This is a genomic window from Paracoccus sp. DMF, from assembly GCF_004407025.1.
GTDB classification, from domain to species: Bacteria; Pseudomonadota; Alphaproteobacteria; order Rhodobacterales; family Rhodobacteraceae; genus Paracoccus; species Paracoccus aminovorans_B.
In genome coordinates this window covers 35,742-60,439 of sequence record NZ_SOKV02000023.1, presented here as the reverse complement: position 1 = coordinate 60,439, position 24,698 = coordinate 35,742, and the positions used below count along the sequence as shown (strand labels likewise).

Sequence of the window (24,698 nt, the reverse complement as noted above, 5' to 3'; positions counted from 1 at the left end):
GGTGCCTGAATCATGCCGAAGGTGGAAAATCAACGGGTCCTGACCCTAGCAATGAGCTTGGACATGCGGGTGGGTTGTTGCAAACCTCCGCTGGAGATCCGCGCTAAAGCGATTCGCGATGCTCGGGTTACGAAAACGGCATCCGAATCATTCCGGCCGTCAACCTTGAGGCGCTTGCCCTCGGGCAGCCAGCCTGCGCTCGATAGCTTCCCAAATCAGCGCGGCGGCATTGATGCCGTCGAACCGCTCCAGTTCCTGGATGCCAGTGGGCGAGGTCACGTTGATTTCGGTCAGCCAGCCGTCGATGACGTCGATGCCCGTGAAGAGTAGCCCCTTTTCGCGCAGGACCGGGCCGATGACCGCGCAGATCTCGTGTTCGCGTGCGGTCAGGCCGATCTTCTCCGGACTGCCGCCGACATGCATGTTCGAGCGGACCTCGCCGGCGGCAGGCACCCGGTTGATGGCACCGACCGGATCGCCGTCGACAAGGATGATGCGCTTGTCGCCCTTGACCACGGCGGGCAGATACTTCTGCGCGATGATCGGCTCGCGGCTGCTGGCAAGAAAGGTCTCGACCAGAGAGGAGAGGTTTGGATCGTCCGGCCGCATGTGGAAGATGCCGACCCCGCCATTGCCGTAAAGCGGCTTCAGGATGAAATCGCCATGCCGCCGCCGGAAATCGCGGATCTGCCCCAGGTCGCGGGTGATCAAGGTCGGCGGCGTCAGTTCGGGGAAATCCAGGACCAGCAGCTTCTCGGGGCTGTTGCGGACCCAGAACGGGTCGTTCACCACGAAGGTGTCCGGATGCACGCGGTCCAGCAGATGGGTCGTGGTGATGTAGCCCATGTCGAAAGGCGGATCCTGACGCAGCCAGACGACGTCGAAATCGCCCAGATCGACATCCGCCCAGTCACCGAAATCGACGTGATTGCCCTGTTCGCGGCGCAGGGTGACCGGCCTGCCCCGGGCGACGATGCGACCTTCGACATAGCTCAGCCGGTCGGCGGTATACTGGAACAGCCGATGGCCGCGCGCCTCGGCCTCGAGCCCCAGCCGGAAGGTGCTATCCCCATCGATCGAGACCTGCTCGATCGGGTCCATCTGCAGGGCCACGTAAAGACTCATGCGATCATCTCCCGCCTGTTCCAGCGGAGTTCTGACCCGGCTATCCGGCCATTGCAAGCGTGCCGTCAGTTGCCGCCGAAGGCATTCTCGCGAATCTCCACCCGTCCGAACTGGTCGACCAGCGCGGCGTCGAATCGCATCGGGGTCAGCAGCCCGGTCGACAGGCGGCCGCAGAATTCCATCGCGGCGTTGCAGATGCGCATGATCTGCCGGCGCCCGATCCGCTCGGCCGCCCAATGGTGAAAGCTCGCCTTCTTGACCTCGACAAAGACATATTCGCCGTCCTTGCACAGGATCAGGTCGATCTCGCCGCCCTGGCCGCGCCAGCGTTCGGCGATGAGATCATAGCCGCGCATGCCGTATTCCCGCGCGACCGACCCCTCGGCCATCCGGCCACCCGAACAGGCCACGGTGCCGCGCCAGGCCCGGGCATCTAGGGCCACCGCCGGCGTGAAATACCTTTCATGCTTCATTCCCGTTCCTTCCTCATCTGGACGGCCAGCGCATAGACATCGCGGCGCGGCAGGCCGAATCTCGTGGCGATCTCGGTCGCGGCGGCCTTGACCGGCATGTCTTCGGGCAGGTCGGCCAGCGCATCGCGCAGATTAGCTTCGCTGGGCGCGAGAGGCTGCGGATGGCCGAACAGCACGACGATTTCGCCGCGCAAGCCTTCCTCCGGTATCCGTTCCGCCAGTTCCGCCGCCGTCCCGCGCATCACTTCTTCGAATTTCTTGGTCAGTTCCCTGCAGATCACCGTAGCCCGATTCGCCTCAGCATCGCAGACATTCTCCAACAATTGCTTAACGCGCCTGGGGCTTTCGAAGACGATGACCGTGGCCTCGACCGCGCGCCAGCTTTCGATCCATTTGCGCCTTGCCCCGGCCGCCGCCGGCGGAAAGCCGACGAAAAGGAACCGGTCGCTGGGCAGGCCCGAGACCGAAAGCGCCGCCAGCGCCGCCGAGGGGCCGGGCAGCGCCCGCACCGCATGGCCGGCCTCGGCCGCATCGCGTGCCAGCCGGTAGCCCGGGTCGGCGACCAGCGGCGTGCCCGCGTCCGAGGCATAGGCCACCGACTTCCCCTGCTCCAGCGCCGCCAGCACCGCGGGCCGCGCCCGGTCGGCGTTATGGTCGTGATAGGTGATCAGCCGCCGGCCGCGCAGCGCGATGCCGTGGATATCCATCAGGTGGCGCAGGTTGCGGGTGTCCTCGGCCGCCAGCACCTCGGCGGTGTTCAGCACGTCGAGCGCCCGCAGCGTGATGTCGCGCGCCGCGCCGATCGGCGTCGCCACCAGATAGAGCCCGGGCTCGGGCGCGCTGGCCGAAATCGAGAGCGAGACCGCCCGCGCGCCCGTCCCGGTTGTGCTGGCGCCATTCTCCATCGCGGATCCTTTCTGTCTGCCCGACAAACGGGCCGCCCGCATGGGGCAAGTTGCCTTGTCCGGAATATGCCAATAACCTGCCCCCATCAAACCCCCAGCCTCGATCCAACAGGGAATCACGCCATGACCGTCCTGAAAACGATCCGCGGCGCCTTCGATCTGCGCCGCCCGGCCGCGCGTATCGCAGCCGTGCTTGCCGCCATGACGCTTGCCGCCTGCGAGCCGGTCGGGACGGGGGCCTCGGGTCCGCAGACCGGCCAGGCCATCGACCCGTCGCAGCCGGTGCCGGTGGCGCTGCTGGTGCCGGGCGGCAATGCCGACCTGGACTGGCTGGCGCGCTCGCTGACGAATTCCGCCAGGATGGCCGCGGCCGATGCGCGCGGCGCCACCATCGACCTGCGCGTCTACAATGCCGGCTCCGAGCCGGGTTCTGCCGTCGCTTCGGCCAACCAGGCGGTCAGCGAAGGCGCCAAGATCATCCTGGGCCCCCTGTTCGCCGACAGCGCCAATGCGGTCGGCAATGCCATGGCGCCCCGGGGCGTCAACGTGCTGTCCTTCTCGAACAACACCGACATCGCCGGCGGCAATGTCTTCGTGCTGGGCAATACCTTCGACAACGTCGCCGACCGGCTGGTGAAATACGGCGTCCGGAACGGCAAGCGCCGCATCCTGATGGTGGCCGAGGACGACGCGGCGGGCCAGGTCGGCGCCCGCGCCATCGAGCGCGCCATCCAGCGCAATGGCGCGAGCCTGGCCGGCAGCGCGGTGCATCCGGTGTCGAAACAGGGCATCGACGGCATCATCCCGAATGTCACCGCGGCGGCGCTGTCGGGCAATGTCGACGCGGTCTTCCTGACCGCCAACCAGGGCGCGGTGCTGCCCTATCTGACCGACAGGCTGGCCGATGCCGGCGTCACCTCGGCCTCGGTGCAGATGATGGGGCTGACGCGCTGGGACCAGCCCTCGGCCCGGTTGCAGCTGCGCGGGGTGCAGGGCGGCTGGTTCGCCATCCCCGACACGACGATGAAGGCGCAGTTCGACCAGCGCTATCGCGCCGCCCATGGCGAGACGCCGCACGAGCTGGGCTCGCTGGGCTATGACGGGGTCGCGGCCATCGCCGCCCTGGTCCGCGCCGGCAAGCGCAATGCGCTGACCACCGCCGGGCTGACCCAGAACTCGGGCTTCGCCGGGATCCAGGGCGCCTTCCGACTGCGCCGCGACGGCACCAACGAACGCGCGCTGGCCGTGGCCACCGTGCGCGGCAACCAGCTGGTGGTGCTGGACCCAGCCCCGCGCAGCTTCGGCGGCTTCGGGTTCTGATCTTGAGCGCAAGGCCGACCGAGACCCTGCCGCAAAGCGCCCCGGCCCTGCCCGGGGCGCATTCGCTGTTCGCGCCCGAGACCTTCCTTCCGGCGCTGACCGCCGCCCTGCAAGGCGCGGGCGACCCGCGCGAGATCCGCGCCCGCGCCGTCGCCCTGCTGACCCAGGCCCGCACCGCCGCCATGGCCGACATCGCCGCGGGCTTCATGTCGCACCCGCGCGCCGCGCGCGAGACGGTGCGCGCCATCGCCAGCCTGACCGATGCGACCGTCATCGCCATCCACCACGTCGCCACCACCATCCTGCACCCGCTGGCGGATCCGACCGATGCCGAGCGGCTGTCGGTGCTGGCCATCGGCGGCTACGGCCGCGCCGAGATGGCGCCGCAATCCGACGTCGACCTGCTGTTCCTGACCCCCTGGAAGATCTCGGGCTGGGTCGAGAGCGTGGTCGAATCCATGCTCTACATGCTGTGGGATCTGAAATTGAAGGTCGGGCAATCCACCCGCTCGGTCGACGATTGCATCCGGCTTGGCGCCGGCGACATGACGATCCGCACCAGCCTTCTGGAGCACCGGCTGATCTGCGGCCATGCCGCCACCGCCGAGACGCTGCGCGACCGGCTGTGGAGCGAGCTCTTCGACAAGAGCGTGCCGCAATTCATCGAGGCCAAGCTCGCCGAGCGCGCCGAGCGCCACCGCCGCCAGGGCGGCCAGCGCTATGTGCTGGAGCCGAACGTCAAGGAGGGCAAGGGCGGGTTGCGCGACCTGCAGACCCTCTACTGGATCGCGAAATACATCCACCGCGTCGACCGCGCCGTCGAGCTGGTCGACCTCGGCTTCTTCACCAAGGAAGAGCACCTGACCTTCTGGCAGGCCGAGGATTTCCTGTGGGCGGTGCGCTGCCACCTGCACCTGATCGCCGGCCGGCCGCAGGACCAGCTGACCTTCGACATGCAGGTCGAGGTGGCGACGCGCATGGGCTATCGCGACCTCGGCGGCCGGCGCGCGGTCGAAATCTTCATGCAGGACTATTTCCTGCACGCGACCAAGGTGGGCGAGCTGACGCGCGTCTTCCTGGTCGCGCTCGAGGCGCGCCACCTCTACCGCGCGCCGATCATGAACCTGCTGTTCCAGCGCCGGCGCCGCATCCGGCCCGGGTTCCGGCTGGACCGCGGCCGGCTGAACTTCGTCGATGAAAAGCAGTTCCTGTCCGATCCGCTGAACATCCTGCGCCTGTTCGAGGAGGCCCTGCGCACCGGCATCCTGATCCACCCCGACGCCATGCGCGCGGTGGCGGCGAACCTCGATCTGATCGACGACCGCATGCGTTCCGACCCCGAGGCGGTGCGGATCTTCCTGGACCTGCTGCTGAAGCACGGCAACCCGGAACGCTCGCTGCGGCGGATGAACGAGCTTGGCGTTCTGGCCGCCTTCATCCCGGAATTCGCCCCGGTCGTGGCGATGATGCAGTTCAACGTCTATCACCATTACACGGTCGACGAGCACCTGATCCAATGCGTCGCGGCCTTGGCCGCCATCGAGCGCGGCGACGATGTCGAGGATCTGCCCATGGTCAGCAAGATCATGAAGGGCAAGGTCAACCGCCGGGTGATCTACCTGGCCGTGCTGCTGCACGACATCGGCAAGGGCCGGAGCGAGGATCACTCGATCCTGGGCGCGCGGCTGGCGCGGCGGATCTGCACCCGCTTCGGCCTGCCGGTGGATGAGATCGAGACCATCGAATGGCTGATCCGCAACCACCTGCTGATGTCGGACGTGGCGCAAAAGCGCGACATCGCCGATCCGCGCACGCTGCGCGACTTCGCCAAGGCGGTGAAGACGGTCAAGCGGCTGGACATGCTGCTGGTGCTGACGGTCTGCGACATTCGCGGCGTCGGGCGCGGCACCTGGAACAACTGGAAGGCCATGCTGCTGCGCAAGCTGCACCGCGAGACGGCGCTGGCGCTGCAGAACGGCCTCGAGGAGCTGAACCGCGACAAGCGCACCGGCGAGGCGAAACGATCGCTGCGCCACCTGCTGGCCGCGAAGTCCTGGGAGCCGAAGGCGATCAAGGCCGAGCTGGCGCGCCATTACGACGCCTATTGGCCCGGCCTGCCGACCGAGACGCAATCGGTCTTTGCCCATCTGCTGGCGGGCGTCGGCGATGACGAGATCCGCATCGACCTGCACCCCGACACCGACCGCGACGCGACCCGCGCGGCCTTCGTGCTGGCCGACCATCCCGGCATCTTTTCCCGCATGGCGGGGGCCCTGGCGCTGGTCGGCGCCAATATCGTCGATGCGCGCACCTATACCACCAAGGACGGATTCGCGACCGCGGTCTTCTGGCTGCAGGACGCCGACGGCCATCCCTATGCCGCCGACCGCCTGCCGCGCCTGCGCAAGATGATCGAGCGCACGCTGAAGGGCGAGATCGTCGCGCGCGAGGCGCTGGCCGGCCGCGACAAGCCGAAAAAGCGCGAGGCGGCCTTCCGCTTCCCGACCCATATCACCTTCGACAACGAGGCCTCGGACGTCTACACGGTGATCGAGGTCGACACCCGCGACCGCCCCGGCCTGCTTTACGACCTGACCCGGACCCTGGCCGAGAACCACATCCAGATCGCCAGCGCGGTCATCGCCACCTTCGGCGCCCAGGTCGTCGACACCTTCTATGTCAAGGACATGTTCGGGCTGAAGCTGCACCAGCAGGGTCGCCGCGACACGCTGGAAAAGAAGCTGCGCCAGGCCCTCAAGGACGGGACCGAGCGCGCGGAAAAGGCCGAGCGCCCGCTTGGCGGGACGTTCTGAAGGGACAGCGATGCAACCGATAAGACTGATCCGGGGCTTCCTCTCGGTGGGGGCGTGGACGCTGGCCAGCCGCGTCGTGGGCTTTGTCCGCGACGTAATGATGGCGGCCTATCTGGGCGCCGGTCCGGTGGCCGAGGCCTATAACGTCGCCTTCCGCCTGCCCAACATGTTCCGCCGCTTCTTCGGCGAGGGCGCCTTCAACACCGCCTTCGTGCCGATGTTCGCCAAGCGCCTGGAGGGGGAAGAGGACGCCCGCGCCTTCGCCGAAGAGGCGTTCTCGGGCCTGTTCACCGTGGTGCTGGTCGTCTCGGTCATCGCGCATTTCGCCATGCCCTGGCTGGTCTTTGCCATGGCGGCCGGGTTCTACGGCGACCCGCGCTTCGACCTTGCGGTGATGTATGGCCGGATCTGCTTTCCCTATATCCTGTTCATCTCGCTGACGGCGCTGCTTTCGGGGTTGCTGAACGCGGGCGGGCGCTTCGTCGCGGCGGCGGCGGCGCCGGTGCTGATGAACTTCATCCTGATCGCCGCCATGCTGCTGGCGCATCGCTATGGCTGGGACATGGGCGGAGCGATGGCCTGGTCCACGCCGGTTTCGGGCATCGCGCAATTCCTGACCGTCTGGTGGGCGGCCAAGCGCATGGGCTTTCCGCTGCGGCTGCGCCTGCCGCGGCTTTCGCCCGACATGAAGCGGCTGATCGCCGTGGCGGGGCCTGCGGTGCTGGCCGGCGGCGTGGTGCAGATCAACCTGATGGTCGGCCAGCAGGTCGGCTCGTTCTTCGATGGTGCGGTGGCCTGGCTGACCTATGCCGACCGGCTGTATCAGCTGCCGCTGGGCGTGGTGGGCATCGCCATCGGCATCGTGCTGCTGCCCGACATCTCGCGCCGGCTGAAGGCGGGCGACACCGGCGGCGGCCGGCACGCCTATAACCGCGCCGCCGAATTCGCGCTGTTTTTGACCGTGCCGGCGGCGGTGGCGCTGGTGGTGGCGGCCGGGCCGCTGATCGCGGTCCTGTTCGGGCGGGGCAAGTTCCTGGCCTCGGACGTCGGCCCGACGGCGCAGGCGCTGGCGATCTATGGCCTGGGCCTGCCGGCCTTCGTTCTGCAAAAGGTGCTGCAGCCGCTGTATTTCGCGCGCGAGGACACGAAGAAGCCGTTCCGCTTTGCCGTCTGGTCGATGGTGGTGAACGCGGTGCTGGCCTTGGGCCTCGCGCCGCTGATCGGCTTTTCGGCCGCCGCCTGGGGCACGACCGTCGCCGGCTGGACCATGGCGGCGCAGCTCTGGCACGGCACCCGCGCCTTTGGCGAGGCGGCCGAGCTCGACGATCGGTTGCGCCACCGCCTGCCGCGCATCGCGCTGGCCTCGGCGGTGATGGGCGTGGTGCTGTGGGGGCTGATGGCGGCGCTGGACCAGGCGCTGGTCACGCCTGGCACCCGCTACCTGGCGCTGGCCGCACTGGTCCTTGGCGGCATGGCGGCCTATGGGCTTGCAGCGGTGGCCTGCGGCGCCGTGCGCCTGTCGGACCTGCGCGCCGGCTTCCGGCGTCAGCGCTGACGGATCTGGCGGACCACCCGGGCGATTCCGCCGGGCACCAGCACGAAGGACAGGATGAAGCCGGCGGCAAAGCCCGCCACCTCGGCGATCCAGGTCAGGCTGCCGTCCTGGAACAGGATGCCGAACACCAGCTGGAAGGCCAGCAGCATGCCGATCAGCGTGAAGGCGCGCAGCCGGTTGGCGTTTTCCTGGCCGAGCCGGGTCCACAGCAGGAAAGTGAAGGCGCCGACGAAGCCATAGACCGCCGGATAGCCGCCGATCAGCGGCTGGAACCGGAACTGCGGCAGAAGGCCCGCGCAAAGCGTATAGACCAGCGCCCCGCCGATGGCCGAGCCGAAGAACAGCGCGATCACCGCCCAGGGCCGGAACTGATGCGCGATCAGGTTGCCCAGGGCCAGCGTGAAGACGATGACGAACAGCGCATGCGTCAGCGACAGATGGACGAAGGGATAGGTCAGCACGCGCCAGCTCTGGTCCAGCAGGAAGACCTTCATCTGCCACAGCCGCAGCACGAAATCGGGGATATAGGCGGTGCGCTCGACCGCGATCTGGCGCATGGCCATGCCGCCGCCCTGGCCGCCGCCCAGAAAGCCCAGCTGGCCCAGCCCGAACACCGCCTCGCAGGCGATCATCGGCAGGGCGATCATCCAGACCACGGCGGGCACGGGGTTCAGCGGCGATTCATCGTAACCGGGGCGCATCTTGCTTCCTTCCATTGCGGGCAGTTGCGCCCGAACCGGCCAAGGGGTAAGCCAGCCCCCGGGATTTTCCAAGCAGGTAGTGCCATGACCACGAGCTTCACCAAGCGCATCTTCTCCGGCATCCAGCCCTCGGGCGGGCTGACGCTGGGGAACTATCTCGGCGCGCTGAAACGCTTTGCGGACTATCAGGGCAAGGGGGCCGAGACGATCTATTGCGTCGTGGACCTGCACGCGATCACCGTCTGGCAAGACCCCGAGAAACTGCGCCACAACACCCGCGAGGTCGCCGCGGCCTTCCTGGCCTCGGGCGTGGACCCCGAGGTTTCGATCCTGTTCAACCAGAGCCAAGTGCCGCAGCATGCCGAATTGGCCTGGCTTTTCAATACGGTGGCGCGCGTTGGCTGGATGTACCGGATGACCCAGTTCAAGGACAAGGCCGGCAAGAACAGCGAGAACTCCAGCCTCGGCCTGCTGGCCTATCCCTCGCTGATGGCCGCTGACATCCTGGCCTATCACGCCACCGCCGTGCCGGTGGGCGAGGACCAGAAGCAGCACCTGGAGCTGACCCGCGACATCGCCGCGAAGTTCAACCACGATTACGGCCAGGAATTCTTCCCGATCACCGAGCCGCTGATCGAGGGCACCGCGACCCGGGTCATGTCCCTGCGCGACGGGTCGAAGAAAATGTCGAAATCCGATCCCTCGGACGCGACGCGCATCAACCTGACCGACGATGCCGACGCCATCGCACAGAAGATCCGCAAGGCCCGCACCGATGCCGACCCGCTGCCCGGCACGATGGAGGGCCTCAAGGACCGGCCCGAGGCGAAGAACCTCGTCAATATCTACGCCGCGCTTTCGGGCGAGACCGGCGACCAGGTGCTGGCGCGCTTCGAGGGCCAGGGTTTCGGCGCCTTCAAGCCGGCGCTGGCCGAGGTGGCGGTCGAGGCGCTGGCGCCGATCACCCGGCGCATGACCGATTTCATGGCCGATCCGGCCGAGATCGACCGCATCCTGGGTCGCGGCGCCGGCCAGGCCCAGGCCATCGCCGAGCCCATCGTCGAGCGCACCAAGGAGATCATGGGCATGATCCGCTCACGCTGAGCGGGTGCCCAATGTTTCAATGACTTCCGCGCAGGATCGGCTATGATTCCCCGATCCTGCCGGCAAGCCGGGCCCTCTCCAGACGGGAAAGACCATGCCTGACCAGCTTTCGCGCGCGCTCGGCGAACGCCCCTGGCTTCTGGCCGACGGCGCCACCGGGACCAATCTCTACAACATGGGGCTGGCGCCGGGACAGGCGCCGGACCTGTGGTGCGAGTCCCAGCCCGACAAGGTGCGCGAGCTGCACCGCCGGATGATCGCCTCGGGCGCCGACATCATCCTGACCAACAGCTTCGGCGCCAATGCCAGCCGCCTGCGGCTGGCTGGCGCCGCCGACCGCGTCGCGGCGCTGAACCGCGCCGCCGCGCGGCTGGCGCGCGAGGCCGCGGCCGAGGCGCGCCGCGCGGTAGTCGTCGCGGGCTCGATGGGTCCGATCGGCGAAATCATGGCGCCGATGGGCCGGCTGACCGAGGCCGAGGCCACCGCCATGTTCACCGACCAGGCCCAGGCGCTGAAGGACGGCGGCGCCGACGTGCTGTGGATCGAGACCATTAGCGCCGCCGAGGAAATGCGCGCCGCCGCCCGCGCCGCCCAGACCGTCGGCATGCCCTGGTGCGGCATGATGAGCTTCGAGCCGGGCGGGCGCAGCATCATGGGCGTCAGCCCGCCGCAGCTTGCCGCGCTGATCGAGCGGCTGCCGCATCCGCCGCTGGCCTTCGGCGCCAATTGCGGCACCGGCCCGGCCGAATTGCTGCACGCCATCGCCGGCTTCGCGGCCTCGGGGAACGAACGCCCGCTGATCGCCAAGCCGAATGCCGGCGTGCCGCGCTATCAGGACGGCGGGCTGGTCTATGACGCCACGCCCGAGGTGATGGCGGAATTCGCCGTGCTGGCCCGCGACCTCGGCATCCGCATCATCGGCGGCTGCTGCGGCACCACGCCGGCGCATCTGGCGGCGATGCGCGACGCGCTGGTCGGCGCGCCGCGCGGGCCGAAGCCGACCCCGGATGCGATCTCGGCCCGGATCGCGCAGGTCATGGGGCCGGGAGAATAGTCAGAACAGCGACAGCTGGTCGCCCGCCCGCGGCGGCGGACCGAAGCGGCTGCAATCCAGCACCTCGGCTTCTCGCACCAGCCCCAGCCGCTTGCGGGCCAGGCGGAAGCGCTGATGCAGAAGCTCCGCCTCGACCCCCTCGCCGCGCATGCGCGAGCCGAAGCGGGGGTCGTTGTCGCGCCCGCCGCGCATGGCCTGGATGCGGGCCATGACATGCGCCGCCTTGCCGGGGTGGTGGCGTTCCAGCCAGTCGCGGAACAGCGGCGCCACCTCCAAGGGCAGGCGCACCGGGATCATGCTGGCGGCCGTCGCGCCGGCGTCCCGCGCCGCCTGCATGATCGATTCCATCTCATGCGCGGTCAGCGCCGGGATCATCGGCGCCACCATCACCCGCACCGGCACGCCGGCATCGGCCAGCACCCGGATCATGCGCAGCCGGGTCGCGGGCGCCGGCGCGCGCGGCTCCATCTGCCGCGCCAGCGCGGCATCGAGCGTGGTGATCGAGACCCCGGCCATCGCCTGCCCCCGCGCCGCCATCGCCCCCAGCAGATCGGCGTCGCGCATCACCGTAGCGCCGCGCGTGACCAGGCTCAGCGGGTGGTTCCAGTCATGCAGCACCTGCAGGCAGGCGCGCATGATGCCAAGGCCCGCCTCGGCCGGCTGATAGGGGTCGGTGTTGGTGCCGAAGGCAAGCGGCGCCACCTGATAGCCGGGCTTGGCGATCTGCGCCGCCAGCACCTCGGCCGCATTGGGCTTGGCGGTGATGCGGGTTTCGAAATCCAGACCCGGCGACAGGCCGAGATAGGCGTGGCTGGGTCGGGCGAAGCAATAGATGCAGCCATGTTCGCAGCCGCGATAGGGATTGACCGAGCGGTCGAAAGGCACGTCGGGCGAGGCATTGCGGGTGATGACCGAGCGCGCCCGCTCCATCGCGATCTCGGTGCGCAGCAGTTCCTGGTCCTCGGGGATGTCCCAGCCGTCATGCTCGCGCTCGGCCCGATAGGGCTCGAAGCGGCCGGCGGGGCGCGAGTCGACACCGCGGGCGCGCAGGATCTCGTCGGGGTTGCGGGGCGGCAGGGTCATGCCCCATTCTAGAACATTCAGCGAACATTGACCAGCGCCGCGTGACGCTGCGCCGGATTATCGCCGATTTTCCGTCCCGGGGCTTTTCGCCGCCGCGCCGGCGGCCCATATTGAAGGGAACGGAGGATGTGATGCCGCTGCCGCATTTCCTGATCCTGATGCTTGCCGTGATCCTCGCCGCCGGGCTGACGATCTGGGCGGCCAGCGCCGTGGGCATTCCGCTGTTCGCGCTGGCGCTGTTGGCGCTGGCCGCCGCCGGCATCGCGCATCTGAGCACACGCGACGACCACCCGCATTAGCCGGCGTCCAGCAGCCGCGCGATCTCGGCGCGCAATTCGTTCAGCTCGAAGGGTTTGGCGATGAAGCCGTCGGCGCCCAGTTCCAGGCCCTTGCGCCGCTCGACCACCGAGCCGCGCGCGGTCATCATCAGCACGCGCATGCCGCGCAGGGCGGGATCGGCGCGCAGGGTCTCGATGATCTCATAGCCCGAAATGTCGGGCAGCATGATGTCCAGCAGCACCAGGTCGGGACGGGCCTCGCGGATGCTGGCCAGAGCGTCGCGGCCCCGGGCGACCCGGCGATGGGCATAGCCCTGGCGGGCCAGCACGAATTCGATGGCCAGCGCGATGCTGTCCTCGTCCTCGACGATCAGGACCGAATGCCTGTGCGGATCAGCCGTCATCCCGTCCTCGCGATGCTGCGGCAAGGCAGAAGGCCGGGGCGCGCGCGCGTGGGCACGCCCCGGCCGGTCTTGCTTAGTGCGACGAGGCTTCGGACGCGCCGATCCCGGTTTCCGAGCGCACCTGCTGGGCCAGGAAGCCCGCGCGGTCGATCTGCGCCCGACGGCTGTTGTCCAGCTTCGAGAACAGCCAGATCCCCACGAAGGCCAGCGTCATCGAGAACAGCGCCGGCGAGGTATAGGGGAAGGGCGCCGAGCCTTCGGGATTGCCCAGCGTCGCTTCCCAGACCGAGGGCGACAGCACCGTCAGCACCACCGAGGAGATCAGCCCCAGGAAGCCGCCAATCACCGCGCCGCGCGTGGTGCAATCCTTCCACAGCACCGACATGAACAGCACCGGGAAGTTGGCCGAGGCGGCGACGGCGAAGGCCAGCGACACCATGAAGGCGATGTTCTGGTTCTTGAAGGCGATGCCCAGCACCACCGCGACGATGCCAAGCGCGATGGTGGTCATGCGGGACACGCGCAGCTCGCTGCCCGGCTCGGGGTTGCCCTTCTTGATGACGGTCGCATAGAGGTCATGGCTGACCGCCGAGGCGCCCGAGAGCGTCAGGCCGGCGACCACCGCCAGGATGGTGGCAAAGGCCACGGCCGAGATGAAGCCCAGGAAGACGTTGCCGCCGACGGCATGGGCCAGATGCACGGCCGCCATGTTGTTGCCACCCATCAGCTTGCCGTCCGCGCCCAGGAAGCCCGGGTTGGTCAGCACGAAGGTGATGGCGCCGAAGCCGATGATGAAGGTCAGCAGGTAGAAATAGCCGATCCAGCCGGTCGCCCACATCACCGACTTGCGCGCTTCCTTGGCGCTGGGGACGGTGAAGAAGCGCATCAGGATATGCGGCAGGCCGGCGGTGCCGAACATCAGCGCCATGCCGAAACTGATGGCCGAGATCGGGTCCTTGATGAAGGTGCCCGGACCCATGATCGACTGGCCGGCGGTGGCGGCTTCCTCGGGGGTCTTGCCGGCGGCGGTGGCGAGATCGGCCTTGACGCGCACGGCATCGGCGAACATGGCCTCGGGCGAGAAGCCGTATTTCCACATCACCATGAAGGCCATGAAGGATGCGCCGCCCAAGAGCAGGCAGGCCTTGATGATCTGCACCCAGGTCGTCGCGGTCATGCCGCCGAACAGCACATAGATCATCATCAGCGCGCCGACGATCACCACCGCGATCCAGTAGTCGAGGCCGAACAGCAGCTCGATCAGCGAGCCGGCGCCGACCATCTGCGCGATCAGGTAGAAGGCGACCACGACCAGCGTGCCCGAGGCGGCAAAGATCCGCACCGGCGTCTGGGCAAAGCGGAAGGCCGCCACGTCGGCAAAGGTGAACTTGCCGAGGTTGCGCAGGCGTTCCGCCATCAGGAAGGTCAGGATCGGCCAGCCGACCAGGAAGCCGATGGAATAGATCAGCCCGTCATAGCCCGAGGTCATCACCGCGGCCGAAATCCCCAGGAACGAGGCGGCGGACATGTAGTCGCCCGCGATGGCCAGGCCGTTCTGGAAGCCCGAGATGCCGCCGCCGGCGGTATAGAAATCCGCCGCCGACTTGGTCTTGGCCGCGGCCCATTTGGTGATGAACAGCGTCAGCACCACGAAGCCCGCGAACATGATGATCGCGGTCCAGTTGGTGGCCTGCTTCTCGCCGCCGCCCTGAATGGCGTCGGCCAGCGCAAGGCCCGGGGTCAGCGCCAGCGCGGCTGCGGCCGCGAAGCGTTGGGTGATGCGGCTCATTTCAGCGCCTCCCGCTTGATCTTTTCGTTGAGGTCGTCGAACTCGCTGTTGGCGCGGCGCACATAGATGCCGGTCACGACGATGGTGAAGATGATGACGCCGAAGCCGATGGGGATGCCCCAGGTCATCACGCCGTCGCCGATGCGCGCGGCCAGCGCCTCCTTGTCGAAGGCGATCAGCGTGATGTAGCCGTAATAGACCACCAGCATGGCCAGGGTCAGGATCCAGCCAAAGCGGGACCTGCTTGATTTCAGCTGCTGATAGTTCGGATCGGCGGCGATCCGGTCTGCGAGGTTCTGTTCCATGTCCGTCGTGTTCCTCCTGCACGGGCTGCGGTCAGGTCGTCCGGGCGGTCCTCCTCGGCCGGATGATCTGGTCCCTCATTGCATGGGATCGCGGCGCGGGCGCGCAATCGGCAGCCAAGCCGCGACCGGTCCGCGGGCAGCGTGCCGCCCGCGGGGTCGGAAAGGCGAAGGTCCGGCGCGAGGTTGTCGCGCCGGGCCCCGCGTCAGCTGCGGTTCATCCGGTTCTCGATCAGCTCGTCCACGACGCCCGGATCGGCCAGCGTCGAGATGTCGCCCAGGGCGCCGAAATCGTCCTCGGCGATCTTGCGCAGGATGCGGCGCATGATCTTGCCCGAGCGGGTCTTGGGCAGGCCCGGCGCCCATTGGATCAGGTCGGGCTTGGCGATGGGGCCGATCTCGGTGCGGACCCAGGTCTCCAGCTCCTTGCGCAGGTCGTCGCTGGGCTCGATGCCGTTCATCAGCGTGACATAGGCATAGATGCCCTGCCCCTTCAGGCTGTGCGGATAGCCGACCACAGCGGCCTCGGCGACCTTGGCATGGGCGACCAGCGCCGATTCCACCTCGGCCGTGCCCATGCGGTGCCCCGAGACGTTGATGACGTCATCGACGCGGCCGGTGATCCAGTAATAGCCGTCCTCGTCGCGCCGGCAGCCGTCGCCGGTGAAATAATAGCCCGGATATTGCTGGAAATACGCCTCCATGAAGCGCTGGTGGTCGCCCCACAGCGTGCGCATCTGCCCCGGCCAGCTGTCGGCGATGCAGAGCACGCCCTCGGCCGGGTCGCCCTCCTGCACCGCGCCGGTCGCGGCGTCCAGCACCTCGGGCTTGACGCCGAAGAAGGGCAGCGTCGCCGCGCCGGCCTTGGTTTCGATGGCGCCGGGGATCGAGGTGATCATGTGGCCGCCGGTCTCGGTCTGCCACCAGGTGTCGACGATCGGGCATTTGCCCTTGCCGACATGCTTGTCATACCAGTTCCAGGCCTCGGGGTTGATCGGCTCGCCGACCGAGCCCAGCACGCGCAGGCTGGACAGGTCGTATTTCTCGACCCATTCCGGCCCCTGGCCCATCAGCGAGCGGATGGCGGTCGGCGCGGTGTAGAACTGGTTGACCTTGTGCTTTTCGCAGACCGCCCAGAAGCGGCCGGCGTCGGGATAGTTCGGCACGCCCTCGAACATGACGGTGGTGGCGCCGTTCGCCAGCGGGCCATAGACGATATAGCTGTGGCCGGTGACCCAGCCCACGTCCGCCGTGCACCAGAACACGTCGCCGTCCTTGTAGTCGAAGACATATTGATGCGTCATCGCGGCAAAGACCAGGTAGCCGCCGGTGGTATGCACCACGCCCTTGGGCTTGCCGGTCGAGCCCGAGGTGTAAAGGATGAACAGCGGATCCTCGGCATTCATCGGGCGCGGCGGGCAGTCGGGGCTGACCTCCTCCATCAGGCGCAGCACGTCCACGTCGCGGCCGTCGATCCAGGTGGTCTGGTCGCCGGTATGCTTGACCACCAGGCAGCGCACCCGGTCCGAGCAATGCAGAAGCGCCGCATCGGTGTTCGACTTCAGCGCCGTGCGCCGGCCGCCGCGCGGCGCGGTGTCGGCGGTGATGACCAGCTTGGCGCCCGAGTCGTTGATGCGGTTCGCCAGCGCGTCGGGCGAGAAGCCGGCGAAGACGATGGAATGGATGGCGCCGATGCGGGCGCAGGCCAGCATGGCATAGGCCGCCTCGGGGATCATCGGCAGATAGATCACCACCCGGTCGCCGCGCATCACGCCCTGGCTCAGCAGCACGTTGGCGAAGCGGTTCACCTTTTCCGACAGCTCGGCATAGGTGATATGGCGCGCCGGCGCGCCCGGATCGTCGGGTTCGAAGATGATCGCGGTCTGGTTGGCGCGCTTGGGCAGGTGGCGGTCGATGCAGTTGACCGAGGCGTTCAGCACCCCATCCTCGAACCACTTGATCGAGACGTTGCCCATGGTGAAATCCGTGTCCTTCACCTTGGTATAGGGCTGGATCCAGTCCAGGCGCTGACCCTCGCGGCGCCAGAACCCCTCCGGGTCGGAAATCGATTCGGCATACATCCGCGCGTAACCGTCGGGCAGAAGATGGGCATCCTCGAAACCGGCGGGGATGGGGTGTTTCGCAACATTTTCAACAGACATGACGGGCTCCTCTCCTGGCGATGCGGCTGGCGGCGGCACGGCGGCACCCTCCTCTGGCGCCTGTGCCGGCCTCGACACTCCGAATATGCCGAATGTTAATCCTAGAATGCAATTTTAGTAAACCATTTTTTATTAAAGGGAATTTTGTAAAATTATTGACGGGATCTATATTGCTTATGTAAATTATTCACAGAAGCGCGAGCGGCGCGGCGGCTGGACAGGCGACACCGGGCCAAGCTAGACATGGCCGGCGCGGGAACCACCCGCAGGGCGGAAGGCGAAGCGATGTCGAACCAGGGCCGGAAACTGGAACAGGCCGCCAAGGCGGCGTGGCTTTCCCATGTCGCCGGCAAGACCCAGGACGAGATCGCCGGGATCATGGGCGTGTCGCGCCAGACCGCGCAGCGGCTGGTGGCGCAGGCCATGGCCGAGGGCATCGTCAAGATCCGCATCGACCACCCCTTTGCCCATTGCATGGACCTGGCCGAGGCGCTGCGCCGGCGCTGGCGGCTGGCCTTCTGCGAGGTGGCGCCCGCGGACGCGCCCGAGGCCGGGGTGGCCTTGATGCTGGCCGACACCATCGAGCAATGGCTGCGCCGGCCCGAGCCGATGACCATGGCGATCGGCACCGGCCGCACCCTGCGCGCGGCCATCGCGCAGCTGCCGCATATCGACTGCCCGCAGCACCGCATCGTGTCGCTGACCGGCAATATCGCCCCGGATGGCTCGACCGCCTATTACAACGTGCTGTTCACCCTGTCGGACCTGGTGACGGCGCGCAGCTTCCCGATGCCGCTGCCGGTGATCGCGCCCACCGTGCACGAGCGGCAGGCGGTGAACGGCCAGCCCAGCATTCAGCGGCTGATCCGCATGTCCTCGGACGCCGCCGTGGCTTTTCTGGGCATCGGCACCGTGGGGGCGGCCGCGCCGCTGATGCTGGACGGGTTCCTGTCGCAGCCGGATCTCGACGCCTTGGTCGCCGCCGGCGCGGTGGGCGAGATCACCGGCTGGGCCTATGACGCCCAAGGCCGGCTGATCGAGGGGCTCAGCAACGACCGCGTCGCCTCGGCCCCGATCCCGCCCCGGGCCAGCACGCTGGTCATCGGCGCGGCGCATGGGCTCGACAAGCTGCCGGCGATCCGGGGCGCGCTGCAGGGCGGGCTGGTCAGCGGGCTGATCACCGATGCCGCGACCGCGGCCGGGCTGCTTCAGGACTGAGCCGGAAGCATGGCCGCGATCTCGGCGCGCTGCTCTTGCAGGCGCTGGAAGATGCGCCAGTCGGCCTCGCGCCGGGCCCGGGCGCCGGGGTCCGGGCGGGTGATCTCGACCGGGCGGGCAAAGCGGGCGCGGGCGGCGCGCAGGCCCCCGGCCAGCGGCGCCGCGGCGGCGATGGCGGTGCCGCGCAGCACGGCATCCTCGGGCTGCCAGTGGATCTCGGCCCCGGTGGCATCGGCATAGAGCTGGCGCATGGCGGGCGCCCGCGCCTGGCCGCCAGCCATGGCCAGCCGCTGCGGCGCCAGGCCCATATGGGCGATGACCTGCCGCGTTCCCAGCGCGATCCCCACCGCCGCGCGCCAATAGAGCCCGTCCAGCGCCGCGATGCTGCCGTCGAGCGCAAGCCCGTGGACGGTGCCGCGCATCAGCGGATCGGCGAAGGGCGTGCGGCTGCCCTTGAAATCCGGCAGCACATGCACCCCCTGCCCCGGCTCGTCCGGCGCCCGCGCGATCCGGGCCAGGATCTCGTCATGGCTCTGCGGCTGCGGATACAGCCGGCGGATCTGCTCCAGCGCCGCGCCGGTCGCGGACTGGCCGCCCTCGCTGACCGCCTCGTCGGGCAGGATGGCGCCCGGATAGGGCCCCCAGAGCGCGGGCGCCGGCCCGAGCCCGGTCGCCATCACGCAATTCGAGGTGCCGGCGATCAGCGCCGGCATCTCGGGCGCCGCACCGAGCGCGCCGGCAAAGGCGTCGATCAGCCCGGCCGCGACCATGGTGTCGCGGTCGAGCCCCAGTTCCGCCGCGCCTGCCGCCGACAGGGGCCCGATCGGCGTGCCGGCCGGCAGCACCGCGCCGGGGCGCGGAAAGCCGTCGATGCCGGCGCGAGTCATCAGATCGGTCTGCCAGCCGCCCCGGTCGGGCAGCCAGGGCCATTTCGCCACCGTCGCGCAATGCGAGCGCGCCTCGATGCCGGTGGCGCGAAAGGCCAGCTGGTCGCAGAGGTCGCGGATGCCGGTCAACCGTGCCCAAGCCTCGGGCCGGTGCCGGGCGAGCCACATCAGCTTCGGCGTCTGCATCTCGGGCGAGACGGCGCCGCCGGCGCGGGTGACGATCTCATGGCCCATCGCGTCCAGCTCGCGCGCCTCGGCAATGGCGCGGTGGTCGTGCCAGGCGATGACATCGGGGGCGAAGCCCGGCGCTTCGACCACCAGCGAGCAGGTGGCGTCAAAGGCCAGCGCCCGGACCTGGCCCGGGCTGGCGCCGGCCTGGCGCCGCGCCTCGGCCAGCGCCTCGGCCACGGCGCGCCAGATCTCGGCGAAATCGTGGCCGGCCTGCTGGTCCGGGCCGGCGATGGCGGCAAAGCCCTGGCTGGCGCGGGCCAGAAGCCGCCCCTCGGCCGAGAACAGCCCCGCCCGCGCGCGGGCCGAGCCCACATCCACCGCCGCGATCAGCAAGCCCGCCCTCCCCTAGCGCAGTTCGGCCAGAGTGTTGGGCAAATCGCGGGCATGGTCAATCAGCGCATCCGGCGCCTCGGCCGCCAGCTTGTCGCGCAGACGCGCGGCGCCGGCATGGCTGCCGCCCAGAAAGCCGATGGCGCGCATGCCGGCGGCGCGGGCGGCGCGCAGCCCGGCGGGGCTGTCCTCGATCACCACGCAATCGCCGGGTGCCAGGCCCAGCCGGTCGGCGGCCAGCAGGAACAGGTCGGGCGCCGGCTTGCCCTGCGCGACCATGGTCGAGGAATAGACATGCGGGCCGAAGACCGGCGCGAGCCCGGTCAGCGCCAGCGACAGCGCCAGCCGGTCGGGCGCGCTGGACGAGGCCACGGCACGCGGCCCCGCAATCCCGGCCAGCGCCTGAAGCATCCCCTCGACCGGGCGCAGGTCGCGGCGAAAGCGGCGAAACAGCGCCTGCGAAAAGCCCGGCAGCGCCGGCGCCATGTCGACGCCGTGAACGCGCGCCGCCTCGACGATGGTCAGGATCGAGCGGCCGAGGAATTCGTCATAGATCCGCGCGCTGTCGATCGGCACGCCCAGGCCATGCAGCAGGGCCTCGAGCTCGGCCACGGCCAGCGGCTCGCTGTCCACGAGCACGCCGTCGCAGTCGAAGATCAGCCCCCGCGCCACCGCTCACGCCCCGAGATAGGCGTCGAGCGTGGCCCGCGTGCCCTTGTCCCACAGCATCGCCAGCCAGCGCGCGAAGGGTTCGGCAAAGCGCGGGTCCTGCCCGGTCGCGCCATAGATCTCGGCCATGCCGAGCCAGGCCGAGGGATCGGTCCGCGCCGCCTGCGCCTTGGGCACAAGGCTGTCCCAGTTCGGGTCGTTCGGCTCGATCACCGCGCCGCTGTCGGTGACGCCGGCGCAATAGCGGCACCACAGCGCCGATTCCAGCGCCAGCCCCTCGACCGGCAACCCCCGTTCCAGCCGGTGCGCAATGGTCGGCACGATGAACTTCGGCTGCCGGTTCGAGCCGTCGAGGCAGAGCCTGCGCACGGTGTCGCCGATCTTGGGATTGGCGCAGCGTTCCGCGACCTTGGCGAAATAGGCCTGCAGGTCGGTGCCCGGGACCGGCGGCACGGCCGGGATGATCTCGTCGGCCTCGATCTTTTCCAGGAAGGCGCGGACCTGGGCGTCCTGCATCGCCTCATGCACGAAATGGATGTCCAGCAGACCGGCCGGATAGGCGATCACCGCATGGCCGCCGTTCAGGATGCGGATCTTCATCAGCTCCCAGGGCGTGACGTCGGCGACGAATTCGACGCCGGCCTTTTCCAAGGGCGGGCGGCCGGCGGGGAAATTGTCCTCCAGCACCCATTGGATGAAGTCCTCGCAAAAGACCGGCGCCGCGTCGGGAATGCCGAAGTCCTCGCGCACCATGCGGCGTTCGCGGTCGCTGGTCGCGGGGGTGATGCGGTCCACCATGGCGTTGGGGAAGGCGACATGCGCCGCGATCCACTCGGCCAGTTCGGGGTCCGAGAGCCGCGCGGTCTCGACCACCGCCTCGCGGGTGACGTTGCCGTTATGGGGGATGTTGTCGCAGCACATCACGGTAAAGGCCGGATGCCCGGCGGCGCGACGGGCTTTCAGCCCCGCGACGATCAGGCCGAAAACGGTCTTCGGCGCCTCGGGCGTCGCCGCATCGGCGGCGATGGCGGGATGCGCGGGGTCGAAATGGCCGGTGGCGGCGTCGATGAAATAGCCGCCTTCGGTGATGGTCAGCCCGACGATGCGGATCGCCGGATCGGCCAGGGTGGCGATGACGCGCGCATGATCGCCCGGCGCGATGTAATCGACGATCGGCCCCAGCACGCGGGCGTCCGAGCGTGTGGCCGATTGCTCGACCAGCGTGTAAAGGTGATCCTGCGCCGCCAGCGTGTCGCGCATCCTGGCGTCGCCCGGCATGACCCCGGCGCCGATGATGGCGAAATCCTGCGCCAGCCCCATGTTCATCAGCCGGTCGAGGTAGAAGGCCTGATGCGCGCGAAAGAAATTGCCGACGCCGAAATGCAGGATGCCGGGGCGCAGACCGGCGCGGTCATAGCCGGGGCCAGGTTGGGAGAGTTGCGCAAGCGTCTGGTTGGAAAGCCTGTCCATCTTGTCCCTCACAGCGCCAGGCCGTTCTGGTCGAAGCGATAGACCCGTCCCTCTTGCGGGGTCAGGAAGATGCGGTCGCCGTGATGGACGGGGAATTCCCCCGCCGCCCGGGCGACGATATGCGGGCCGTTGTCCAGGTCGATGTGCAGGAAGGTGTCCGAGCCCAGATGCTCGGCCACGCCCACGGTGCCGGCCAGCAGACCCTCGGTCGTGGACATGGCGAAATGCTCGGGGCGGACGCCGATGGCATGGGCGCTGAGGCGCGCCGCCGGCTCGCCCTCGATGAAGTTCATATTCGGGCTGCCGATGAAGCCGGCGACGAAGCGGTTCGCGGGCGTGCGGTAGAGTTCCAGCGGGCTGCCCACCTGCTCCACCCGGCCGGCGCGCAGCACGACGATCTTGTCGGCCATGGTCATCGCCTCGACCTGGTCATGGGTGACATAGACCATGGTGGTGGCCAGTTTCTTGTGCAGTTCCGAGATTTCCACCCGCATGTTCACGCGCAGCGCGGCGTCGAGGTTCGACAGCGGCTCGTCGAAGAGAAAGGCCGAGGGCTCGCGCACGATGGCGCGGCCGATGGCGACGCGCTGGCGCTGGCCGCCTGACAGTTGGCCGGGGCGGCGGTCCAGGTAATCGGTCAGGTTCAGGATGCCGGCGGCATGCTTCACCCGCGCCTCTTGCTGGGCCGCGTCCATGCCGGCCATCTTCAGCGGAAAGGCGATGTTCTTCCTGACCGACATATGCGGGTAAAGCGCATAGCTCTGGAACACCATCGCCAGCTTGCGCCGCGAGGGCGCCGCCTGGGTCATGTCCTGGCCGTCGATCAGGATCTGGCCCGAACTCACGTCCTCGAGCCCGGCGATCAGCCGCAACAGCGTGGACTTGCCGCAGCCCGAGGGGCCGACGAAGACCACGAATTCGCCGTCGTTGATTTGCAGATCGACGCCCGGAATGACCTCGACATCGCCGAAAGCCTTGCGGACCTGCTTGAGCGTAATGCTTCCCATCGTGTTACCTCACTTCACCGCGCCGAAGGTCAGGCCGCGCACGAGTTGTTTCTGGCTGAACCAGCCCAGGATCAGGATCGGGGCGATGGCCATGGTGCTCGCCGCCGAGAGTTTCGCGTAGAAAAGCCCCTCGGGGCTGGAATAGCTGGCAATGAAGGTCGTCAGCGGCGCCGCCTTGGAGGTGGTCAGGTTCAGCGTCCAGAACGCCTCGTTCCAGGCCAGGATGACGTTCAGCAGCAGCGTCGAGGCAATGCCGGGCACGGCCATGGGGGTCAGGACGTGGATGATCTCCTTGGACAGGCTGGCGCCGTCCATGCGCGCGGCCTCCAGGATCTCGCCCGGGATCTCGCGGAAATAGGTGTAGAGCATCCAGGTGATGATCGGCAGGTTGATCAGCATCAGCACGACCGTGATGCCGATGCGGGTGTCGAGAAGCCCGAAGGACCGGAACATCAGATACATCGGGATCAGCACGCCGGCCGCCGGCATCATCTTGGTGGACAGCATCCACATCAGCAGGTCCTTGGTCCGCTTGGCCGGCTGGAAGGCCATCGACCAGGCGGCCGGAATGGCAATCAGGAGACCCAGCAGGGTCGAGCCGACCGAGATGATGACCGAGTTCATGAAATGCCGGAAATAGGGCGAGCGGGACTGCACCTCGGCATAGTTCTCGGTCGTCCAGTCGAAGAACAGGAACTTCGGCGGGCTGGCGATGGCATCGGCCTCGGACTTGAAGCTGGTCAGGATCGTCCACAGGATCGGGAAGAAGATCGCCAGCGCGACAAGCCATGCCAGGATGGTGAAGGTCCAGCGGCGGGTTTCGGAAACGCGACGGGCCATGGGATCACTCCAGCGTCTTGCCGATCATCCGCATCAGGAAGATCGCAACGATATTGGCCAGGATGACGGCGATGATGCCGCCGGCGGAGGCGCCCCCCACGTCGTATTGCAGCAGCGCCTGCGAATAGACGAGGTAGGTCAGGTTGGTCGAGGCATAGCCCGGCCCGCCATTGGTGGTGACCAGGATCTCGGCAAAGACCGACAGCAGGAAGATGGTCTCGATCAGGATCACCACGGTGATGGCGCGCGACAGGTGCGGCAGCACCAGATGGGTGAACTTGGCCCAGGCGCCGGCGCCGTCCATCTCGGCCGCCTCCATCTGCTCGCTGTCCAGCGACTGCATCGCGGTCAGCAGGATCAGCGTGGCAAAGGGCAGCCATTGCCAGGCGACGATCAGGATGATCGACATCAGCGGATACTGCGCCAGAAAATCTATGGGTTGTGCGCCCACGGCCTTGGCAAGCCAGGCGAAAAGCCCGTTGACCGGGTTCATGAACATGTTCTTCCACACCAGCGCCGAGACGGTCGGCATGATGAAGAAGGGCGCGATCATCAGGACGCGCACCACGCCCTGGCCGCGGATCGGCTGGTCCAGCAGCAAGGCCAGCAGGATGCCGCCGCCGACGGTGATGACCAGGACGCCGCCGACGATCAGCAGCGTGTTCGCCATCGCCTGCCAGAAGGCCGGGTCGGACAGGAAATACCTGTAGTTGGTGAAGCCGATGAATTGCTCCATCCCGGGCGACAGAAGGTTGTAGCTTTGGAAGCTGAACCACAGCGTCATCGCCAGGGGCACGATCATCCAGCCCAAGAGCAGCAGGACCGAGGGCGCGACCATGAAGCGCGCAAGTGTTCTTTGATGTTGGGTAGCCATCGGCGCGCCTCCCTACGCGGGCGATGAAAATCGGGGCATGAAAACGGGAAGGCTGGGGACAAGGGGCGGCGCACCGCCCCTTGCGGCAACAGGTTACCGATTAC

At 68.1% G+C, this 24,698-nt stretch carries 22 protein-coding genes; 7 read left to right on the top strand and 15 right to left on the bottom strand.

Annotated elements, in window-relative coordinates:
- Positions 1-159: 159 nt before the first annotated feature.
- The 3 genes from gshB to rsmI form a co-directional block, all read right to left on the bottom strand.
- Entirely contained in the window at positions 160-1,125 is a 966-nt protein-coding gene (gene gshB, locus E3D03_RS13085) for a glutathione synthase (RefSeq protein WP_263567302.1), read from the bottom strand.
- A 65-nt stretch (positions 1,126-1,190) separates the two neighbouring features.
- Positions 1,191-1,598, bottom strand: coding sequence for a YraN family protein (locus tag E3D03_RS13080; protein WP_263567301.1), 408 nt, complete (start codon positions 1,596-1,598; stop codon positions 1,191-1,193).
- Positions 1,595-2,503, bottom strand: a complete 909-nt coding sequence (gene rsmI / locus E3D03_RS13075; protein WP_263567300.1) for a 16S rRNA (cytidine(1402)-2'-O)-methyltransferase — start codon at positions 2,501-2,503, stop codon at positions 1,595-1,597. Before rsmI ends, E3D03_RS13080 begins: the two co-directional genes overlap by 4 nt.
- A 123-nt stretch (positions 2,504-2,626) precedes the next feature.
- Here rsmI and E3D03_RS13070 point away from each other — a divergent pair, with 123 nt between their 5' ends.
- From E3D03_RS13070 to murJ, 3 genes are read left to right on the top strand one after another with little or no spacing between them, the layout of a single operon-like run.
- The gene (locus E3D03_RS13070) at positions 2,627-3,823 is read left to right on the top strand and encodes a penicillin-binding protein activator (protein WP_263567299.1); all 1,197 of its coding nucleotides are present in this window, start codon (positions 2,627-2,629) and stop codon (positions 3,821-3,823) included.
- A 2-nt stretch (positions 3,824-3,825) separates the two neighbouring features.
- Positions 3,826-6,636, top strand: a complete 2,811-nt coding sequence (locus tag E3D03_RS13065; protein WP_263567298.1) for a [protein-PII] uridylyltransferase — start codon at positions 3,826-3,828, stop codon at positions 6,634-6,636.
- A 10-nt stretch (positions 6,637-6,646) separates the two neighbouring features.
- Positions 6,647-8,191: a murein biosynthesis integral membrane protein MurJ gene (gene murJ / locus E3D03_RS13060; protein ID WP_062563182.1), complete on the top strand. Its 1,545-nt coding sequence runs from the start codon at positions 6,647-6,649 to the stop codon at positions 8,189-8,191.
- Here murJ and E3D03_RS13055 read toward each other — a convergent pair.
- Complete coding sequence (locus E3D03_RS13055; RefSeq protein ID WP_062563181.1) at positions 8,182-8,892, bottom strand: rhomboid family intramembrane serine protease; 711 nt, start codon at positions 8,890-8,892, stop codon at positions 8,182-8,184. The two genes, murJ and E3D03_RS13055, sit on opposite strands and share 10 nt — an antisense overlap.
- 84 nt (positions 8,893-8,976) lie before the next feature.
- Here E3D03_RS13055 and trpS point away from each other — a divergent pair, with 84 nt between their 5' ends.
- Together trpS and bmt are read left to right on the top strand one after the other, a co-directional pair.
- The gene (trpS, locus tag E3D03_RS13050; RefSeq protein WP_263567297.1) at positions 8,977-9,996 is read left to right on the top strand and encodes a tryptophan--tRNA ligase; all 1,020 of its coding nucleotides are present in this window, start codon (positions 8,977-8,979) and stop codon (positions 9,994-9,996) included.
- A gap of 94 nt (positions 9,997-10,090) precedes the next feature.
- Positions 10,091-11,050 carry a betaine--homocysteine S-methyltransferase gene (gene bmt, locus E3D03_RS13045; protein WP_263567296.1) on the top strand — a complete coding sequence of 320 codons (960 nt, stop codon included), beginning with the start codon at positions 10,091-10,093 and terminating at the stop codon, positions 11,048-11,050.
- On the opposite strand, the gene E3D03_RS13040 is transcribed toward bmt, so the two are convergent.
- The gene (locus E3D03_RS13040) at positions 11,051-12,133 is read right to left on the bottom strand and encodes a PA0069 family radical SAM protein (protein ID WP_263567295.1); all 1,083 of its coding nucleotides are present in this window, start codon (positions 12,131-12,133) and stop codon (positions 11,051-11,053) included.
- Positions 12,134-12,264: 131 nt separating this feature from the next.
- On the opposite strand from E3D03_RS13040, the gene E3D03_RS13035 reads away from it, so the two are divergent.
- Complete coding sequence (locus E3D03_RS13035; protein WP_172823788.1) at positions 12,265-12,432, top strand: hypothetical protein; 168 nt, start codon at positions 12,265-12,267, stop codon at positions 12,430-12,432.
- Here E3D03_RS13035 and E3D03_RS13030 read toward each other — a convergent pair.
- From E3D03_RS13030 to acs, 4 genes are all read right to left on the bottom strand, one after another.
- Positions 12,429-12,815 (bottom strand): response regulator transcription factor, encoded by a 387-nt coding sequence (locus E3D03_RS13030; RefSeq protein WP_263567294.1) that lies wholly within the window; start codon positions 12,813-12,815, stop codon positions 12,429-12,431. The two genes, E3D03_RS13035 and E3D03_RS13030, sit on opposite strands and share 4 nt — an antisense overlap.
- Positions 12,816-12,888: 73 nt before the next feature.
- Positions 12,889-14,604 (bottom strand): cation acetate symporter, encoded by a 1,716-nt coding sequence (locus E3D03_RS13025; protein ID WP_062563176.1) that lies wholly within the window; start codon positions 14,602-14,604, stop codon positions 12,889-12,891.
- Positions 14,601-14,909 (bottom strand): DUF485 domain-containing protein, encoded by a 309-nt coding sequence (locus E3D03_RS13020; protein WP_018001287.1) that lies wholly within the window; start codon positions 14,907-14,909, stop codon positions 14,601-14,603. The genes E3D03_RS13025 and E3D03_RS13020 overlap by 4 nt, the downstream gene beginning before the upstream one ends.
- 203 nt (positions 14,910-15,112) lie before the next feature.
- Entirely contained in the window at positions 15,113-17,068 is a 1,956-nt protein-coding gene (gene acs / locus E3D03_RS13015) for an acetate--CoA ligase (RefSeq protein WP_062563175.1), read from the bottom strand.
- Between the two features lie 285 nt (positions 17,069-17,353).
- Here acs and E3D03_RS13010 point away from each other — a divergent pair, with 285 nt between their 5' ends.
- Complete coding sequence (locus E3D03_RS13010) at positions 17,354-18,286, top strand: sugar-binding transcriptional regulator (RefSeq protein WP_263567293.1); 933 nt, start codon at positions 17,354-17,356, stop codon at positions 18,284-18,286.
- Here E3D03_RS13010 and E3D03_RS13005 read toward each other — a convergent pair.
- The 6 genes from E3D03_RS13005 to E3D03_RS12980 are packed head-to-tail and all read right to left on the bottom strand — an operon-like array spanning position 18,277 to position 24,594.
- Entirely contained in the window at positions 18,277-19,737 is a 1,461-nt protein-coding gene (locus E3D03_RS13005) for an FGGY-family carbohydrate kinase (RefSeq protein ID WP_263567292.1), read from the bottom strand. The genes E3D03_RS13010 and E3D03_RS13005 overlap by 10 nt on opposite strands.
- 12 nt (positions 19,738-19,749) lie before the next feature.
- Positions 19,750-20,406: an HAD family hydrolase gene (locus tag E3D03_RS13000; RefSeq protein WP_263567291.1), complete on the bottom strand. Its 657-nt coding sequence runs from the start codon at positions 20,404-20,406 to the stop codon at positions 19,750-19,752.
- Between the two features lie 3 nt (positions 20,407-20,409).
- Positions 20,410-21,873 (bottom strand): mannitol dehydrogenase family protein, encoded by a 1,464-nt coding sequence (locus tag E3D03_RS12995; RefSeq protein ID WP_263567290.1) that lies wholly within the window; start codon positions 21,871-21,873, stop codon positions 20,410-20,412.
- Between the two features lie 8 nt (positions 21,874-21,881).
- Positions 21,882-22,880, bottom strand: coding sequence for an ABC transporter ATP-binding protein (locus E3D03_RS12990; protein WP_263567289.1), 999 nt, complete (start codon positions 22,878-22,880; stop codon positions 21,882-21,884).
- A 9-nt stretch (positions 22,881-22,889) separates the two neighbouring features.
- Complete coding sequence (locus E3D03_RS12985) at positions 22,890-23,720, bottom strand: carbohydrate ABC transporter permease (RefSeq protein ID WP_062563169.1); 831 nt, start codon at positions 23,718-23,720, stop codon at positions 22,890-22,892.
- A gap of 4 nt (positions 23,721-23,724) precedes the next feature.
- On the bottom strand, positions 23,725-24,594 hold the full coding sequence (locus E3D03_RS12980) for a carbohydrate ABC transporter permease (RefSeq protein ID WP_263567288.1): 870 nt from the start codon (positions 24,592-24,594) through the stop codon (positions 23,725-23,727).
- Positions 24,595-24,698 lie beyond the last annotated feature (104 nt).